Below are 17201 nucleotides of genomic sequence, written 5' to 3'. Positions count from 1 at the left end.
CCGAAGCAACGGATATGCCCACGAACCACCAGCGGCAACACCCGCACAAACGGATATGCCCGCGAACCGCCAGCGGCAGCACCCGCAGAAACGGATATGCCCGCGAACCGCAAGCGGCAACACCCGAAGCATCGGATATGCCCCCAATCCCCAATATCCCCAACACAGTTCAGACCCTCAACACCTTCCCGCCAATCGCCACGGCCACCAGCAACACCGCCATCAAGCCAAAGGCAAAACTCAAACTGCTCGCATGCGCAACAAAACCGATCACCGCCGGCCCCGCCAGAATCCCTGCGTACCCCAGTGTGGTAATGGCCGGAACCGCAATGCTTTCCGGCATCACCGTCTGCTTGCCCACCGCCGTATACAGCACCGGCACGATGTTCGAGCATCCGGCACCGACCAGCGCATAACCGACCAACGCCGCTTCCCAACTCGGTGCGAACGTCGCCAGAAACAAACCGGCCGCCGCCAACAGACCGCCAAACAGAATGATCCGCGTCGCGCCCAGACGACGGACAATCCGGTCACCCATCAAGCGCCCAGCCGTCATGGTCAGAGCAAACGCTGCGTAACCCAAACCGGCATACGCCGTGTCGATCCCGCGTTCCTGCGCGAGAAACACGGCACTCCAGTCCAGTGCCGCACCTTCGGTGAGGAAGACGATGAAGCACATCCCGCCGATAAACAGCACGATGCCGTGGGGCACCGCGAACGCTGGGCCGGAGCTTTCGCTGCCGTAAGGCAACATGTGCGGCACGCACTTGAACAGCGCGGCTATCAGCAACGCCACGACCACCAGCATCGCGCCGAGCGGCGACAGGCCGAGGCCGAGCAGGGCGCTCACACCCGCCGCCCCGACGATCCCGCCGAGGCTGAACAAACCGTGAAAGCCCGACATCATGTTCTTGCCGCTGGCGCGTTCGACGATCACCGCTTGCAGGTTCACCGTCGAATCCACCGTGCCGAGCCCGGCGCCGAACATGAACAGCGTGGCAATCAATGCCGGGATCGACGACACCGTCGCCAGCAACGGCAGCGCCGCACAGATCAGCAGCGTGCCGCCCGTTGCGACCCGACGGCAGCCGAAACGCGTGGCAAGTATCCCCGCCAGCGGCATCGCCAGAATCGAACCCACGCCCAGACACAGCAGCAATAGGCCCAGCGTGCCCTCATCGAGCCCGGCGCGGGCCTTGGCGTACGGCACCAGCGGCGCCCAAGCGGCAATGCCGAGTCCGGCGATGAAGAAGGCGATGCGCGTGGACATCTGTTGCAGGCGTCCAGGGACGAAGGTGTCTTGCGGGTTGAGGCTGGTCATATCGATCCTTGGCAAAAAACGTCGCGTCCCCGAAGGACAGTGATTGTGCGTCGAGGTTCGATCGCAGGTATTCGGGGGCGTGCAGGCGACATCCTACCCTGTGAGCGTGATCTGGCTCACTGCTGGATGGAAACGCGGTTTAAAGTGAGGCTTTTCGACAGTGCTAAGACAGGGACAGGTGATGACGCAGTTCTACGATGCCCGAGGCAATATCTACGCCGTGGTTTCGCCCCAAACGTTGCGCGAGGCCGGGATTCCATTGCCTGTCAGCGCGGCTGAATGCGCGGTATCCCGTGAGTCGTGGAGTCACCTGGCCGTGGCGCTGTGCTGTGACTGGCCAGCAGGGCAGCGTCCGGCGAACAGCAAATCCCACCGCAGTGACGGCTTGTTGATCGGCCCGTTCCAGACCTCGCCGCCGTTCGACGTGTTGATCGTCAATACCGACGGCAGCCTTGCCGAGCGCAGTGGCAATGGCTTGACGATTTTCTCTCAGGCGCTGAGCGGGCAGGCACGGATGCCGGAGCAGGGCGCGCAGTTACGGGTTCATCATGACAAGGGCGAAGCGCTGGAAACTTCGGTAAAGCCAGCCGAAGTCGACGGCGTGCAAGGCTTTTGGCTGGACCTCGGCAAACCCGGGTTCGGGCCGTCTGCCGTGGGCGCGCATGACGTCACACGTGTCGACTTCAACGCTCGCGAGGTGAGTCATGTGCAACCTTTGGCACAACTCGATCCGACATGGCGCCACAGTCAGTTTGTCCGCATCGGTAATCCGCACTGTGTGACGTTGCTGACAGACATTGCCGCGTTGCCGGGCAACGAGCAGATGCGCGAATCAGCACTGAATGAAGCCCTGACCGCGATTGCCTACACCATGCCCGTCGGCGCAGGAAAACCCTGTCCGGCCGGTGTGAATCTGCAATGGGCTGCGCGCGAGTCCGCGCAGCGAATCGTCGCGCGGGTGTTCGAGCGCGGCGAGGGGCCGACGGCTTCGTCGGGCACCAGTGCCAGCGCCGTCGCGTCGGCGGCGTGGCGGGTGGGTTGGGTCGAGGCGGGTGAGGTGGAGGTTGTGATGCCCGGCGGCACGGCGCCGATTTTGCTGGAGCAAGAGCAGGGAGAGTTGGTGCGGGTCAGACTGTTCGGTACGGCGCGGTTGATCGATTGAGTCGGTAACCGCCTTCGCGGGCAAGCCCGCTCCCACAGGGTTATGAAGTGAACACAAATGAAGTGTTCACCACTGAATATGTGGCAGCAGGCTTGCCAGCGATGAGGCCATTAGATTCAACTCAGCTCAGTGCTGAACTCCACCACTGGCATCTGCCGCTTCATCAAGACCTTGCCGCCACGAATCGAATACAACGGCAGCCCCTGACTGCGAATCACCTCGTAATCGCTGTCCGCCGACAGAATCAGCAGATTCGCCGGGCGCCCGGGTTCCAGGCCGTAACGCTCGCCCAGGTGCATGGCTTTGGCGCTGTTGTCGGTGACCAGATCCAGCGCACTTTGCAGGTTGCGATAACCGAGCATGTGGCAGATGTGCAGCCCGGCTTCAAGCACGCGCAGGATGTTGCCGTTGCCCAACGGATACCACGGATCGACGATCGAGTCCTGACCGAAACACACGTTCATGCCGGCTTCGAGCAGCTCGTTGACGCGGGTCACGCCACGGCGTTTGGGGAAGTTGTCGAAACGTCCCTGCAGGTGAATGCTCTCGGTCGGGCACGAGACAAAACTGATTCCGGAATGCCCGAGCAGACGGAACAATTTGGCGCAGTAGGCGTTATCGTAGGAACCCATTGCCGTGGTGTGGCTGGCGGTGACGAGGGCGCCCATGTCGCGGCTGCGCGCTTCTTCGGCGAGCACTTCGAGAAAGCGTGAATGCGGGTCATCGGTTTCGTCGCAATGCACGTCGACGAGACAGCCGGTGCGTTCGGCCAGGTCCATCAGGAACTTCACCGAGCTGACGCCTTGATCGCGGGTGTATTCGAAGTGCGGAATGCCGCCAACCACGTCGGCGCCCATGCGGATGGCTTCTTCCATCAGCTCACGGCCATTGCGGTAAGACTCGATGCCTTCCTGGGGGAACGCGACGATTTGCAGGTCGATCAGGTGGCGGCTTTCTTCGCGCACTTCGAGCATGGCTTTGAGCGCGGTAAGTTGCGGGTCGGTGACATCGACGTGGGTGCGCACATGCTGGATGCCGTGGGCGGCCAGCGTCTGAATGGTCTTTTTGGCGCGGGTTTTGGTGTCTTCTTCGGTGATGGTGACTTTGCGCTCGCCCCAGCATTCGATGCCTTCGAACAGCGTGCCGCTCATGTTCCAGCGCGGCTCGCCGGCGGTCAGGGTCGCATCGAGGTGAATGTGCGGCTCGACGAAGGGCGGCACCACCAGATTGCCGCCGGCGTCGAGGTCATTCGGGCCCAGGGTCGGGGCTTCGGTCTGACGGGCGATGCTGCGGATCAGACCGTTTTCCAGGTGCAGTTCGTGCAGGCCTTCCTGGTTACGCAGTCGGGCGTTGATGATGTGCATCAGGCGAATCCTTCTTATAGGTCTTGTAGTGGCGCGCTGGCGCGGCGGGCACCGAGCAGGCCAGTGACGATGACATACGTTAGCGCGGCAGCGGCAATCCCTACCAGCGGCGCGACCCACGGCGAATTGAAGGCAGCCACGGTGCCGGCCGCGTAGGCCGCGAGGCCCGGCCAGTTGAAGGCGGGTAACCGTGCGTCGGCCAGGCGTGGATAACGTCCGCGCCAGCGGTAGAAAAAGTCCGCCATGATCACCCCGCCAATTGGCGGAATCACTGTGCCGAGCAGAATCAGGTAAGGCACCAGCATGTCGTACATGCCCAACAGGGCGAGCAGGGTGCCGATCACCGCGCCTGCGAGGGTCACGGTTTTGCGTCGCCCGGTGCGCAGCAGGTTGCAGCCGGCGACAGCGAAGTTGTAGATGGTGTTGTCCTGGGTGCTCCAGATGTTCAGCAACAGCATGGCCATCGCGGCCATGGCGAAACCCTGCAACAACAGCACTTCAACCACATCGGGCTGCTGATAGACGATGGCGCCGTAGGCACCAATCAACACCATCAGACCGTTGCCGATGAAGAAACCGATCAGACTGGCCAGCACCGCCACCCGCGCCGAACGGGAAAATCGTGTCCAGTTGGTCGCTTGCGTTGCACCGCTGACGAAGGTGCCGAACACCAGCGTGATCGCCGTCGACCAGTCCATCGACGCGGTCGGCACCACGCTGAGCAACCCTTCGAAGCCTCCGACCTTCACGGTCGCGACCCACATCGACAGCATCAGCAACAGCATCATCGCCGGCACCGCGATGTACGACAGAATCTCCAGCCCGCGATAACCGACGTACGCCGTGGCGCAGAACATCAGGCCGAACAGCACCATCAAGCCAAGCACGGTGCCTTCATCGAGTTCGAAGTATTTGCCAATCACCACCGCCGCCGTCGCGGTGCCCCAGGCGTACCAGCCGATCTGGGTGAAACCGAGGATCAGGTCGCTGAGCTTGCTGCCGACTTCGCCAAAACAGATACGCCCCATGAGCACCGAATTGAGTCCGCTCTTGAAGGCAATGTAACCGAGGCCCGCCGCGTACAGGCCAAGCAGCAGGTTGCCGACGACGATCACCGCCATCATCTCGCTGAAACTGAACGCCACGCCGAGTTTGCCGCCGGCAAACATGGTCGCGGTGAAGAATGTGAATCCCAGTAACACCATCGCCGTGGAGGCCAGGCCTTTACGCGCGTGCATGGGGACTTCGCTGAGGGGGTAATCGTTGCCGGGACCGGTCTGCGTCATGGGGCGTTCCTTGCTGGAGAGTGGAGACGCGGGGATGGCTGCAGGGGGCGTGCCAAATGCGGTTTGGCCCGATTATGTATAGGCGATGGGGTGTCATGGCGACAAAGCGGTGCACCAGAACGCACCAAAGCCCAAGGTGGGAGCCATTCTGCTGGCGATGAAGGTGCATTTGTAAACGGTGTGGGATGCATAAACACCAACGGTAGGCGGTCACCGTGCGCGGCATGAGATACCTGAAATCCGTTGAAGTGAGAGCTCTGATCCACCAGCGAATTCGTCATGAGCCTGTGCTCTTGGAATTTGCAACGAGGATCGTCAATAAAATTGAAGTTCGACTTTGTCATTAAGGTTTTGTGGCGTCAGTCGTCAATTGTCTTGGCTGTAATAAAGTTTGCCGTTACACGTTGAATGTAATGGCAATGAATTGTGGTTGAACACTGTTTGGTCGTTTTCCTTGGTTGGTTTTATCGTCGATGCAGTTTTGTTGCGCGAAAGTGTCGGGTTGATGCTCGCTGGATCTCTTTTGTGTTCGGTTTTTAATTATTTTTATGAGGCTTTTTAGCAATGGCTGAAGAACTATTGATGCATGAAAGGTATGAGTGGGAGTCCACGGTCAGCGTCTCGGAAGTGGAAACGGCCTTGGCGGATTTCAAGGGAACCCACGCGTACGAAGCGGTGCTCAGGTATCACTCGATTGCACTGTTGCAAGACACTTCTCAAGACATGTTTCAGGTCATAAGTCTGTTGAAAGAAAGCTTGCAGAACTTAAGAGGACAGTCTGTAAACGTCGGTTTAAGCGAGCTTGTTGAGAAAGTTGAGCGATACCATCTGCGATTGCAGAACACCTTGGCGATTTCAAAAAGGGAAGTCCCGCGACACCTGCATTTCGTCTGGGTCGGTGGTGCGATGTTCGGTGCCAACCAACGGGATTATTTCAATATCTGGAAGGCACGGGCGCCCAAGGATTTTACCTTCAGTATCTGGTATGACCCGCAGGCATTGATGGCTTTCGACGTCAGCCGCACCATCACTCAGGCCGCCAAGGCTGATGCGATGCTGGTGGCGGCTGACAAGCGGATTTCTCGCGTTCAACTGATCGAGTTGTATGAGGCCCGGCTGGTTGCCTTGCGGCGCCAGGCGTTCGATTTCATTCAGCAGGCGCAGCTGCGTGGTGTCAGCCCTGACGAGGCGCGCATCGAATTGCTGGTCGAGGCGTTCGGTCAGGATCGGTCGCAACTTGAGATGGCGAGAGCACGGTATCTGCAAAGTCATCTGGACAGGGTCGATGACTCTGTCCGGTTGCGCAATGCACGGGAAGAGTTTGGAACACATTTCCTGTGGTCTGCCTATGATCGTGAAATCTCTCTCAGAGGCAACTTTGCTGCCGCATCCGATATTGTTCGCTTGCAAGCCGAGCACCTGGATGGAGGCACTTATAGTGATCTTGATTACTTGCCGCCACTGGCTGATGAAATGGGCGGGGTCAATGTGTCGAAACTTGATAGTTCGGCGCGCTCTGGTGTGCTGCAGTTAATACTGGATCACAATCCTCAGCTGATGCCTGGGCGGGACGGGGAAAAGTATGGGGATTTGAAAAAAAATATTCCCTCGGAGTATTTTCCAGCACTTGAAGCCTTCGCAAAAAGTTCTCCGGATGTGGCTCAGGTTTTTGCGCAGTTAACAGGTGCTTCTGCACCTGTTGATATATTTGGCATGGGGTCGCCATTTGATGCCAATGGGGATTCTCCGAGGTTGATGAATTCACTCATCGTCGCTCACCCGAATGCCGGGATGACCCTCTCTACCATGAAGTTGATTCGTTACTTCTACGACGTGATCGAAGCGGTAGAACTCGAATTGGATCGCAGAGGGCTGGCGTGGGAGGAGGCACAAGTGTTAAGTGTGACTCAAAACAAGCTGCGTGAAATTGATTTTCCGTTTTCAGGTGATAAAGCACTCAAGCAACGCTGGTCTGCCCATGAGTCAAGGATTATCAGCGCAATCGTGTCTTACCATCGTGATGGTGTCGTGCCGGGTGCCGAGGGGACCATCACGTTGACGGGCCCGGGAGCGTTACTGATGGGGGCGGAGTTCTTTACGGCCCCTCTTTATACGGTGCTTGGGCGTTCGAAAGTACAAGCGTTGCAACATATTCAGAAAGGCTACAACGCGGCGACTGAGGAAGAGTTGATCAGTGGCTGGAAAGAGCGCGATGACACCAAAGGCACGTGGGTGGAGTCGGAGCAACAAGACTGGCGCGACGGCAAGTTCAAGGCCCGCTATCAGGGCAATTTTCAAGAGTTGCTCAAACCCGGCAACACCTTGACCTTCAAGCGCGGATGGCCCGTGGTTGAGGGCAAGCCGGTGCTGATTACAGCGATCGTGCAGCGCCTGATCGACGAGTTGGGCGAGCCTTTTATCCGGGCCATGACTGACAAACTCAGTGGCGACGTTGTTTTTGACAAGCGTGTAACACTCGATTACGACGAACGCCGACAGGTACTCGGTCAGACGGTCAGCGAAATTCCACTTTCCGTCGGAGCGTCACCTGCGAGCAATCTCAACGAGCTGCTGGTTCACCTGGCGCGAGGTTCACTGCCCATTGACCAGTTGAGTCCGCTGCAACGGACAGTTGTCGGCGGTTTGTTCGGAGCGGACAGCCTTGATACCGCAGGGTTTGCTGATGCCTGGCAACAGGTACAGGCTCTCGCCAGTGAAACGGGCAACGGTAGTGTGTTTGCGCGTTATGCCGCGATCGAGAAGGTCTTGCATAAGCGTCAGGCTCCGGCATTTCAGGCGGGGCTTGCCCAAAAGGCCAGCCGCGTCGATCAGAGTGCCCGTGAACTCAAGGCACTGGCGTTGACCGAACCGCTGACCCTGAACCAATGGGGGCAGCACATTGCGCGCGTCAACAGCACGGCGCAATGGGAGTACCGGACACAGATCCTCAAACGTGGCGCCCCGGTGCGTGAGCAATTTTTCACCGCCGGTGCAGTGTCCGCAAGGCAAATGCCTCAGGCATTTCTGGTCCACACACCGGGTGATCCCGGCCGTCGGTGTTATCCGCTCGCGCTGCTCATGGCGGCTGCACTGACCCGGGGCGAGAGCGCCGAGCGCGCCCTGATCGGCCGGGTTGCCAATGCCAGTCTGGCGCCGAATGAAACTGATTCCCAGGCGTTGTTGAAAGCGCTGGACGAGCTTGGCGATGTGCACATGAGTGACGTCGGCATGCTGCTGGGGATGCAGGATCTGCAATCCATCGTGCAGTCACTGGAGTCGAAAACCGCCTCCAGTGTCCTGTTACTCGATACGGGCAGTCATGCGCTGCTGGCGGCCAAAATCATCAGCGCGGACAGTGTTGCCTACCGCTTCTTTGAACCGAACTTTGCGGTGTATGGATTTGCTGAAGCGCTGTCGTTGCAGCAAGGCATCGAAACATACCTGAGCCGCAACGGCGGTGAGCTGGCCAGGTTATATGGGTTGTCCGACGTGACCGACTGGCAGTTCAATGTGGTCGAGCTGGATACGGTGAGCCTCGCAGAGCGGATACTGCCGTCGAATCTGCAGGTGGGCAGCCTGCTGGATAACGCGCCGATTCCGGGCGGTCAGGCCATCAGCGTGTGGGACCATCAATCGCTCTTGCGTACCCGTTCGCTGTCGGAAAACGCGAGGATGGGTGAAGGCCTGGCGCAACTGGATGCGCGTTATCTGGCGCGAGAGTTCGATCTGGCGACCACCCGGTTGCGTAGCGAGCATTCCCTGGGTAGCGAATACCTGCCGTTGCTGGACGCCATCGAGAATGCTTCGGACGGTCATTTCACGTTGACGATGGTGGACTCCGTCAATCCTCAGAACACACTCAAGGTCACCAGTACCGACACACGGTTCATCAAAATAAAAAAACACGTTCAGCGCCTGGTGGAAAAGTTTGCCGGTAGGAGTGGCAGGCCGGGTGAGAGTGATGGCGGCAGTCGACTGAGTTTTGCTTTTGCCATCCAGACGCTGATGACGGAAATGCGCAGTCGCGAGTATCGGGCAAAGACCGGTGCGGTGCCGGCTCTGTCCGTCGCACTCCAGGTTCAGGCCTATGTGAGTTACGCACAATTGACTTTTGGTGTGGTGACGGACTCGGTGCAGGTGATAAATCTGGTGCGTCAGGTGGCTGCCAGCGAGCGAGCCTTGCTCAAGCAACAGGCCTCGCTGACGGGACGCTTGCTGGGACGGGCGCCGATTGTCGGCGGGATCGGCTTTTCACTAGTCAATATCGGCTTCGATATTCACGGCCTGACGGTTGCAACCAATCAGGAGGAGCGTTCGCGACTCACCACTCAACTGGTGTTCAATGTGGCGGCGCTGGGTCTGGACCTGTTGGCATTGGCGGCGGGCGGTACGCTGAGCGCGGCGGCATCGGTTCTGGCGCTGCCATTATTGGGGATTGGTATCGGGGTGACAGCGATTGCCAGCAATCTGGGGCAAATCAGTGACAAGGCTCGGGCCGTGGGCAGACATCTGTTCATGATTCACGAGGCTTACGGACCTGAAGGCGTCAAGCGCCAGGACGGGGTGTTGAGCTTCGCGGGGGAAGCGGTCATCACTGAGCTGGATCTGCAGGCGCGGCGTGTGCTGTACGACAGTCAGAAGTTCTTCGCCCTCGAACCCGCGACGTTGGGGCTGCCGAGTTACAGCGGGAAGGCGGAGGACTTGCATCGCGCAATCAATATTCGCCAAGCCATGTGGCGGCCTGAAGTTTTCGAATTCGGCAAGGAGGGGGATGAGGATTTGCACGCCGTTGTCCTGCCGTGCACGCCCGATTGTTACTACGGCTATGAATACCAGTTGGGATCCTCCGGCTTTAATCCGGATGATGATCTGTACGACCGGCTGAGAAATTACCACACCGTCGACGAGGGCGCGCCTGCGCCTGATGGCGAGCTGGAGGTGGGATTGAGAACTGCGTTTCCGAACATTCTGGACGCCTGGAAAACCGGGCTGGAATACGACCCTTGGGATGATAAGCAGAGGTTCCAGTTTTTCTCCACCGCACCGTTTCCTCACATCCTCTACAAACTCTATCCGGTCAACAAACCCACAAAAATCCGCGTGAGGCTGGATAATCATGCGCGTTATCTGGTGATCCCCGAGTTGCCGAGGGAGTGGCAGCATCTGTTGAGTTACGAGATCGTCGGTCAATCGGGGCTTTATCAGCTCACGCTGACGCCGGGGGTAGTATCGGTTCAGCTTGATATCGGCAAGTCGCTGGACAATCCAGTCAGTTGGATGATCAACGCGCCCTGGGCAACCGAGGATCAGGTCAGTTTCGATGGGATCAGATTGACTGTTGACGGTATCCGGATTCCTTATTTCACGGGACTTCTTCAGCTCAAAGGTGGCGAGCTCTATCAGTTCGACCCGCAGAGAAAATCCTGGGTGTTGCTGTCGGTCACTTTGAACAACCACGATCCCGATACCGCCTCTGCATTGCAAAAGCCTGAGCGTGCCGATATGCCGGTGGTACTGGACCGCCTGCGTCAGCTCTCTCAAATCAATCGGCTGGGCAGTGCGTTTGTGCCCCTTCATCGGTTCCTCGTTCCGTTCAATCCAGCGTCTGATGCGCAATTGAGCACCGGTTATTACGACGTAGCGGCGGATCGAGTGCTGTATGTGCGCGATCTTCCCGTCTCGGTGCGAGGCGGCGTGGTGTTGGGGGCTTCTCTGGGTGAGCACGCCTGGTTCTATCACCCCGAATACGCAACGGTCTGGCGCGTCGATGTCCGGACAGGACGTATCAGACATGCCTATCGATTGCTGAGTCCGCGCAAGGGATCGAGGATCGTCGGGTGTGAGCTTACGGCTGACGCGAACCTGCGCGTCGTACAGGAAAAGACCACGGGGGAACTCAGCCGATTTACGCTGGAGTATTTGATTGCCGGTGACAAAGTGACCTTCGTCCACCTCAACGCTTACGAGGAGCATTTTCGCGAAGACGTTGTGGAGCCAGAGTACTGGAAGGAGCCGCTCAGTCGTTTCAGGCAACCAGACGGCAAACTGGATGAGCTGCTCGGCCTGGATGTGCCGGTGAGCTCCTGGACCTCCGCTCCCTTCATAGGACTGCGCGGACATTTCGAGGGCAAAACCACGATTTCGGGTTGGGTGCGTTTGAGCGATTACCGGTTCTACTTGAACGACGATGCTCTGTATGACTCGCCGGTGCAGAAAATCATGTTGATGTGGGAGACATCGGACAATGACGCGATGCTCTTCTACGACGTTGCGAACAAGTCGCTTATTCGGGGTTTTTCCAATCCCGCAGGCCACGACACCTTTCTGGATGAAATCATCGCAAGCGATGTGGCTGAAGTGACTCATTCGGCAGGTCATTACATCGTGACCAAAGACAGTGGCCAGATGTTTGAGATCGACAAAAACGGATTGTTGACTTTTGTCGGCGTCGGCAAGCGCTGGCTCGAGCTTCACCCGGACTGGCTGAGCGCGTTACCTGCAGTGGTCACCGAACAGGGCAAGCAACCTTTCCCGGTCATCGGCTTGTCGGACTTCACTCACAATGCCTTGCTCGCCACCTGGTGTTTCGATAACCGACTGCTGGTGAGCCAGGTCGGCCTTGGCAAGGAGCTGGCACTGCTGGGTTTGACCCCGGATGGTCAGGCCGCCTGGTTATTCGATATCGAGGCCGGGCAACTCTATCGTCAGAAACTGAGTCCGACAGAGTCGCTGCGTGAGGCGTTTACCGACGGTATGCGTTTGCGCCATCCGCAACATTTGCCGCCAGCGCAAAAAGTCTGGTCCGAGTGGTCGTTTGTCGAAGTGCTGAACGACGGTCAAGGGTTGTGGGGTCGCACACGTGAGGGCGTCAACCTGGCGCTTACGGACCAGCAGCCAGCACGGATCATCGGCGTGGAAAATCATTGGGCCCGGGCCGGACAGGCAGGACTCTCATTGCAGAGTCGTTTGAAAAACCTGCTGTCGGGTCATGCCCATGCGCCGGTGATCCCCGTGGAAAACACTGGCGGCCACTACAAGTATTATCTTGCGGAGCAAGACCGTCTGGTTGAAGTCGGCGCGCGACACGACGGGCAATGGTTTGATTTCCTGGGTATGCAAAACGAATCGGAGCCGTGGGTGTTCGATCCGGTGGATCGCAACGTTCAGGGCGAGAAATCCACGCCTCGGACCTGGATCGCAAATGGCCATGCAATGCGTGATGGTGAGGTGCTGACACTGGAAAGCTATCGAGAGGCTCTAGACCTCAAACCGTTGCTGCTTGATGGCGTCGACACCCAGATTCTGGCGTTCGGCTTGCACACGCAAACCTGTCGCGTTTCGCAGGAGGCATGGTTACGGCTGGCATGCATTGTGATTGATTGCCGGCGTCTAGATGAAGTCAAGTTGCCGGTCGAGCACACGTTGTCCCTGGAAATGCAGGGCAGTGAGCGCTTGCTGATGTCCGAGGTGCAGGGCAATTTGTTGTTGATCGACCCGGACAGCGCTCACACGCTGATCGTTCGTGACGTCATCCCCCTGGATGGGCAACCGCGTGTACCGATGCATATAAATTGCGCAATTGAAGGGCGCGAACACCGATTGACTATCGAGTCGCTACTGACGGCGTTGAAAAAGCTACAGGAGACAGATCAGACCATCGAGCTGAAGGCAGTGATCGAAACACTGACAACGTGAAGGTCCTGAACGATTGAAAAAGGGTCGTAAGCATTGGCTGCTTACGACCCTTTTTTTATTCACCGCGATAGATGCAACCGCTGGTGCAGGTCTCGTGGATGCGGATCGCACTGAGTTCCGGCAGCAGCGGTTTCAACTCATTCCAGATGAATTTGGCCAGCACTTCACTGGTCGGGTTTTCCAGGCCGGGAATGTCGTTCAGGTAGTTGTGATCCAGACGCTCGTATAGCGGCTTGAAAATCGCCTTGATCTCGGAGAAGTCACGGATCCAGCCCGTGTGGGGATCGAGGTCGCCGCTCAAGTGAATCGCCACTTTGAACGAGTGACCATGCAGACGTCCGCACTTGTGGCCGTCCGGGACGTGCGGCAGGCGGTGGGCGGATTCGAATGTAAATTCCTTGAAGATTTCCACAGTATTTTCGGCTCTGTTCAGGTGGCGTTCGCCGCAGCGATTCGGGCAGGCGGCGAGTTTACCAGCTTGTGTTTGGCGATGCGGGAAAACACTGACTAAAGGGTCAGCAAGCGCTCGGCGAGGCGACCGTTGGCCGCCAGTTCGAGGAATTCATCGCCCAGCCGACGGCTTTCGCCCATTGCCGCGTGCCAGTATTTCTGCCGGCTAGGGGCATCGCCCATGAAGCGTTTGAAGTCGTTCCGGTCGGGCAGTTTGCTGTAGGGCAGGCGCGCCAGATATTCCTTTGAGGGCGCGAGCAGCAAGACATCCTGCAAGCGCTCGGTCGAGGCGCGGCGCCACGGCAGGGTTTTGTCGAACCAGCCGGGAATCACCCGGTCGGTAAAGTGCGGATAGAGCACGATGCCGTCGCCGCTGTAGGGCAAGTCGAGGTGGTAGTCGAGCAGACCGCCGTCGCGGAACGTGCCGGCACCGGCACCGGGCAAGTCGCGCACGCCCTCCATGACCATCGGGATCGAACCCGACGCCAGCAGCGCCTGACGCAGATTGCCGGCATTGAGTGCGACGAAACGCGACGGGAAGTCATTCAGAGCATTGACCGGTGGCGCCAGGCGCGGATCGTGGATGATCAGCCGTTCAAAATGTCGTGACAGCCGGGCGCGACCGCGCAGGTTGTCAGCGATCACCGAACCGAGCGCCATCCCCAGGCGACCGCGATGGTCGTCGGCCAGGCGCCCATGGCTTTTCACTACCATGATGTTCAGGCGGTAATGGGCGTTGTCGAGGATGCTGGCATCGCGGCCATCGAGCAGGTCATTGAGCATGCGCTGCGAGCTCTGGCTGATCTCGGCCATTGTCACGCCTTTGTTGAAGTTTTGCTCGGCATACAGCTGACCGAGGCGACGGATGCCTTCGGCGGCGTCCGGCAGACAGGCACTGGCGAAGCGCCAGGAGCCGACCGACGCACCGATCAGCGAACGCTCGCGTGGCGCCGTGGGCAGCCATTCGCCGAACAACGCCAGATCCAGCCCCTGAATCCCCAGCGCCTTCGGCCCACCGGCGGCGCCGGGCAGGGTGCCGACATCGGCAGCGTTCAGGCCTTGCGCCCGAATGCGCGCCATGGCCCGGGGGCCGGCCTTGAGGGTGAGGGCGGGGAATTTGATGTGGATGGCGGTCATACCGGCCTCGATCGTTAGCAAGCGAAGGATTATAAGCACATGTTGCAAAAACTACAGGGGATCTGTGTTGGCTGAGGGCAATGATGGCCATTCAGTTTCAGTTAAGTTCATCCCGGTAACGTGCCGACCGTAAGCAACACATAAAAAATACGGAGACACCCATGAAAACCCTGACTGCCCTGTCCCTCGCCTCGATCGTCGGCCTGACCGCCAGCCTCGCGCATGCCCGTGACCTGGGCCCCGATGAAGCCCTGCGCCTGCGCGACGCTGGTACTATCGTCTCCTTCGAGAAGCTCAACGCCACGGCACTGGCCAGACACCCGGGTTCCGAGATCACCGACACCGAGCTGGAAGAACAGTACGGCAAGTACATCTACCAGATCGAAATGCGTGATCCGCAAGGGCTGGAGTGGGATCTGGAATTAGACGCGGTGACTGGGCAGGTTCTCAAGGATCATCAGGATACGTAATGAAGGTTAATGTTCGCGCCCGCCACAGTGCGTTGGCGCTTGTGATTTTCTGCTCGACGGCGATGGCCCGTGACCTCGGCCCGGACGAAGCCTTGAAGCTGCGCCAGAACGGCGTGATTCTGCCGCTGGAGCGAGTGTTGCAGCAGGCCATGGATCGCTACCCCGGCGCGAAACTGCTGGAAGTCGAGCTGGAAGAAAAACACGACGTCTACATTTATGAAGTCGAGTTGCTGACGGTCGAGGGTGTCGCCCGTGAGCTGCACTTGAAGGCCGATACCGGCGAACTTGTGAAAGACAAGGAAGATTGATCGATGCGTTTGCTTTTGGTGGAAGACCACGTACCGCTGGCCGACGAATTGCTCGCTGGTCTGCAGCGGCAAGGCTACGCGGTGGATTGGCTGGCCGACGGCCGTGACGCCGTGTATCAGGGCAGCAGCGAGCCTTACGACCTGATCATCCTTGACCTCGGCCTGCCCGGCGTGCCGGGGCTTGAGGTGCTGGCGCAGTGGCGCGCGGGTGGCCTGGCGATTCCGGTGATCATTTTGACCGCGCGCGATTCCTGGGCCGAGCGCATCGAAGGCCTGAAGGCCGGCGCCGACGATTACCTGACCAAACCGTTTCACCCTGAAGAGCTTTATCTGCGGATTCAATCGTTGTTGCGCCGCTCCAAGGGCCAGGCCAATCAACCTACGTTGCAGGCTGCCGGTCTGCATCTGGACGAAGGTCGTCAGTGCGTGACCCGCGACGGTGCCGACATCCAGCTGACCGCCGCCGAATTCCGTCTGCTGCGTTATTTCATGCTGCATCCGCAGCAGATCCTCTCGAAAAGCCACCTCGCCGAACACCTCTACGACGGTGAAACCGAGCGTGATTCCAACGTCCTCGAAGTTCACGTCAATCACCTGCGCCGCAAGCTCGGCAAAAGCGTGATCGAAACCCGTCGCGGTCAGGGTTACCTGTTCGGCGGACAAGCTTCGTGAGGTCGATCCAGCGCCGTTTGAGCTTGGGATTGATCAGTGTGATGGTGATCGTCGGCCTGGTGCTGGCGCAGACCAGCCTGTGGTTGTTCGAAGTGGGATTGCAGCGCTATCTGGAAGCCGGATTGCGCAACGACAGTGAAAGCCTGCTGGTGGCGCTGGTGCGTGGGCCGCAAGGCTTGCAACTGGATGAGCGACACCTGTCGCCGGCCTATCAGCGACCGTTTTCCGGGCATTACTTCCGCATCGATTTCGCCGACAGCCATTGGCGTTCGCGTTCGCTGTGGGATCAGGATCTGCCGCTGCTCGACCATCCCGGCCTGCACAGCAATCTGCAACTGGGCCCGGACGGTCAGCAGTTGCTGGTACTGCGTTCGGATTATCGGCGTTTGGGGCAGTCGATCTCGATCAGCGTCGCGCAGGATTACACGCCGGTGCGCGAGAGCTTTCAGCGCATGCGCCAGATCGGCCTGGGCCTCGGCCTGGCGGGGTTGCTGTTGATTCTGTTCCTGCAACGCCTGACCGTGCGCCGGGCCTTGAAACCGCTGGAAAAGGCCCGCGAGCAGATTGCGCAATTGCAGCAGGGCCAGCGTTCGCAACTCGATGATCAAGTGCCGGTGGAACTGGAACCGCTGGTGGCGCAAATCAACCACTTGCTGGCCCACACCGAAGACAGTCTCAAGCGTTCACGCAATGCGCTGGGCAATCTGGGGCATGCGCTGAAGACGCCACTGGCGGTGCTGTTGAGTCTGGCGTCGAGCGAAAAACTCGACGGCCACCCCGAGCTGCGCAAGATTCTCAAGGAGCAACTGGAACAAGTACAGCAACGCCTCAATCGCGAACTCAACCGTGCACGACTGTCCGGTGATGCATTGCCGGGGGCGTTGTTCGATTGCGCTGCGGAACTGCCGGGATTGCTGGCGACGCTGAACATGATCCATGGCGAACACCTGGCGCTGAGCTACGTCGCGCCGCCGGGTCTTCAATTGCCGTGGGACCGTGAGGATTTGCTGGAGCTTTTGGGCAACCTGCTGGACAACGCCTGCAAATGGGCCGATGCCGAGGTGCGTTTGAGTGTGAGCGAAACCGCCGAAGGTTTTGCGTTGAGCGTCGAGGATGATGGCCCGGGGATTCCCGAAGAACAGCGGGCTCAGGTGTTCAGCCGGGGAACGCGGCTGGATGAACAGACCCACGGGCATGGACTGGGATTGGGGATTGTGCGCGACATCGTCGACACGTGGGGCGGGTTGCTGGTGCTGGGCGAGAGTGAGTGGGGCGGGTTGAAGGTGGTGATCGAACTGCCTCGGCGGTGAGATTTTAAAAGCCCCTCACCCTAACC

General features: G+C 59.0%; 11 protein-coding genes. 6 read left to right on the top strand and 5 right to left on the bottom strand.

All coding sequences use genetic code 11. From position 1 onward, the window contains the following. Positions 1-169 precede the first annotated feature (169 nt). Positions 170-1321: an MFS transporter gene (locus F2P67_RS27345; RefSeq protein WP_166226332.1), complete on the bottom strand. Its 1152-nt coding sequence runs from the start codon at positions 1319-1321 to the stop codon at positions 170-172. A 181-nt stretch (positions 1322-1502) separates the two neighbouring features. Here F2P67_RS27345 and F2P67_RS27340 point away from each other — a divergent pair, with 181 nt between their 5' ends. Continuing rightward, positions 1503-2483, top strand: coding sequence for a diaminopimelate epimerase (locus F2P67_RS27340; RefSeq protein ID WP_166226329.1), 981 nt, complete (start codon positions 1503-1505; stop codon positions 2481-2483). Positions 2484-2599: 116 nt separating this feature from the next. Here the strand turns inward: F2P67_RS27340 and codA are convergent, their stop codons facing one another. Both codA and codB read right to left on the bottom strand, forming a co-directional pair. Next, complete coding sequence (codA, locus tag F2P67_RS27335) at positions 2600-3847, bottom strand: cytosine deaminase (RefSeq protein WP_166226326.1); 1248 nt, start codon at positions 3845-3847, stop codon at positions 2600-2602. Positions 3848-3861: 14 nt separating this feature from the next. After that, on the bottom strand, positions 3862-5133 hold the full coding sequence (gene codB / locus F2P67_RS27330; RefSeq protein WP_166226323.1) for a cytosine permease: 1272 nt from the start codon (positions 5131-5133) through the stop codon (positions 3862-3864). A 564-nt stretch (positions 5134-5697) separates the two neighbouring features. Between codB and F2P67_RS27325 the strand changes: the two genes are divergently transcribed. Continuing rightward, positions 5698-12828: a TcdA/TcdB pore-forming domain-containing protein gene (locus F2P67_RS27325; RefSeq protein ID WP_166226321.1), complete on the top strand. Its 7131-nt coding sequence runs from the start codon at positions 5698-5700 to the stop codon at positions 12826-12828. A 55-nt stretch (positions 12829-12883) separates the two neighbouring features. Here F2P67_RS27325 and queD read toward each other — a convergent pair whose 3' ends face one another. Beyond that, a complete protein-coding gene (gene queD, locus F2P67_RS27320) occupies positions 12884-13240 on the bottom strand; it encodes a 6-carboxytetrahydropterin synthase QueD (protein ID WP_007955941.1) in 357 nt (118 codons plus the stop codon). A 95-nt stretch (positions 13241-13335) separates the two neighbouring features. Then, a complete protein-coding gene (locus F2P67_RS27315; RefSeq protein ID WP_166226318.1) occupies positions 13336-14415 on the bottom strand; it encodes a patatin-like phospholipase family protein in 1080 nt (359 codons plus the stop codon). Between the two features lie 161 nt (positions 14416-14576). On the opposite strand from F2P67_RS27315, the gene F2P67_RS27310 reads away from it, so the two are divergent. The 4 genes from F2P67_RS27310 to F2P67_RS27295 are packed head-to-tail and all read left to right on the top strand — an operon-like array spanning position 14577 to position 17175. After that, positions 14577-14885, top strand: coding sequence for a PepSY domain-containing protein (locus tag F2P67_RS27310; protein ID WP_166226315.1), 309 nt, complete (start codon positions 14577-14579; stop codon positions 14883-14885). Next, positions 14885-15193 (top strand): PepSY domain-containing protein, encoded by a 309-nt coding sequence (locus F2P67_RS27305; RefSeq protein WP_166226312.1) that lies wholly within the window; start codon positions 14885-14887, stop codon positions 15191-15193. Before F2P67_RS27310 ends, F2P67_RS27305 begins: the two co-directional genes overlap by 1 nt. 3 nt (positions 15194-15196) lie before the next feature. Then, entirely contained in the window at positions 15197-15865 is a 669-nt protein-coding gene (locus F2P67_RS27300) for a response regulator transcription factor (RefSeq protein ID WP_166226310.1), read from the top strand. Beyond that, positions 15862-17175 (top strand): ATP-binding protein, encoded by a 1314-nt coding sequence (locus F2P67_RS27295; RefSeq protein ID WP_166226307.1) that lies wholly within the window; start codon positions 15862-15864, stop codon positions 17173-17175. Before F2P67_RS27300 ends, F2P67_RS27295 begins: the two co-directional genes overlap by 4 nt. Positions 17176-17201 lie beyond the last annotated feature (26 nt).

Origin of the sequence: Pseudomonas atagonensis, from assembly GCF_011369485.1 — a bacterium.
Classification (GTDB): domain Bacteria; phylum Pseudomonadota; class Gammaproteobacteria; order Pseudomonadales; family Pseudomonadaceae; genus Aquipseudomonas; species Aquipseudomonas atagonensis.
This window is presented reverse-complemented; position numbering and strand designations above follow the sequence as displayed.

Bases quoted from the DNA above. Each gene is read 5' to 3' on its own strand.
- F2P67_RS27345 (WP_166226332.1), bottom strand. From the start codon at position 1,321: ATGACCAGCCTCAACCCGCAAGACACCTTCGTCCCTGGACGCCTGCAA.
- F2P67_RS27305 (WP_166226312.1), top strand. From the start codon at position 14,885: ATGAAGGTTAATGTTCGCGCCCGCCACAGTGCGTTGGCGCTTGTGATT.
- F2P67_RS27315 (WP_166226318.1), bottom strand. From the start codon at position 14,415: ATGACCGCCATCCACATCAAATTCCCCGCCCTCACCCTCAAGGCCGGC.
- F2P67_RS27325 (WP_166226321.1), top strand. From the start codon at position 5,698: ATGGCTGAAGAACTATTGATGCATGAAAGGTATGAGTGGGAGTCCACG.
- F2P67_RS27310 (WP_166226315.1), top strand. From the start codon at position 14,577: ATGAAAACCCTGACTGCCCTGTCCCTCGCCTCGATCGTCGGCCTGACC.
- F2P67_RS27300 (WP_166226310.1), top strand. From the start codon at position 15,197: ATGCGTTTGCTTTTGGTGGAAGACCACGTACCGCTGGCCGACGAATTG.
- codA (WP_166226326.1), bottom strand. From the start codon at position 3,847: ATGCACATCATCAACGCCCGACTGCGTAACCAGGAAGGCCTGCACGAA.
- codB (WP_166226323.1), bottom strand. From the start codon at position 5,133: ATGACGCAGACCGGTCCCGGCAACGATTACCCCCTCAGCGAAGTCCCC.
- F2P67_RS27340 (WP_166226329.1), top strand. From the start codon at position 1,503: ATGACGCAGTTCTACGATGCCCGAGGCAATATCTACGCCGTGGTTTCG.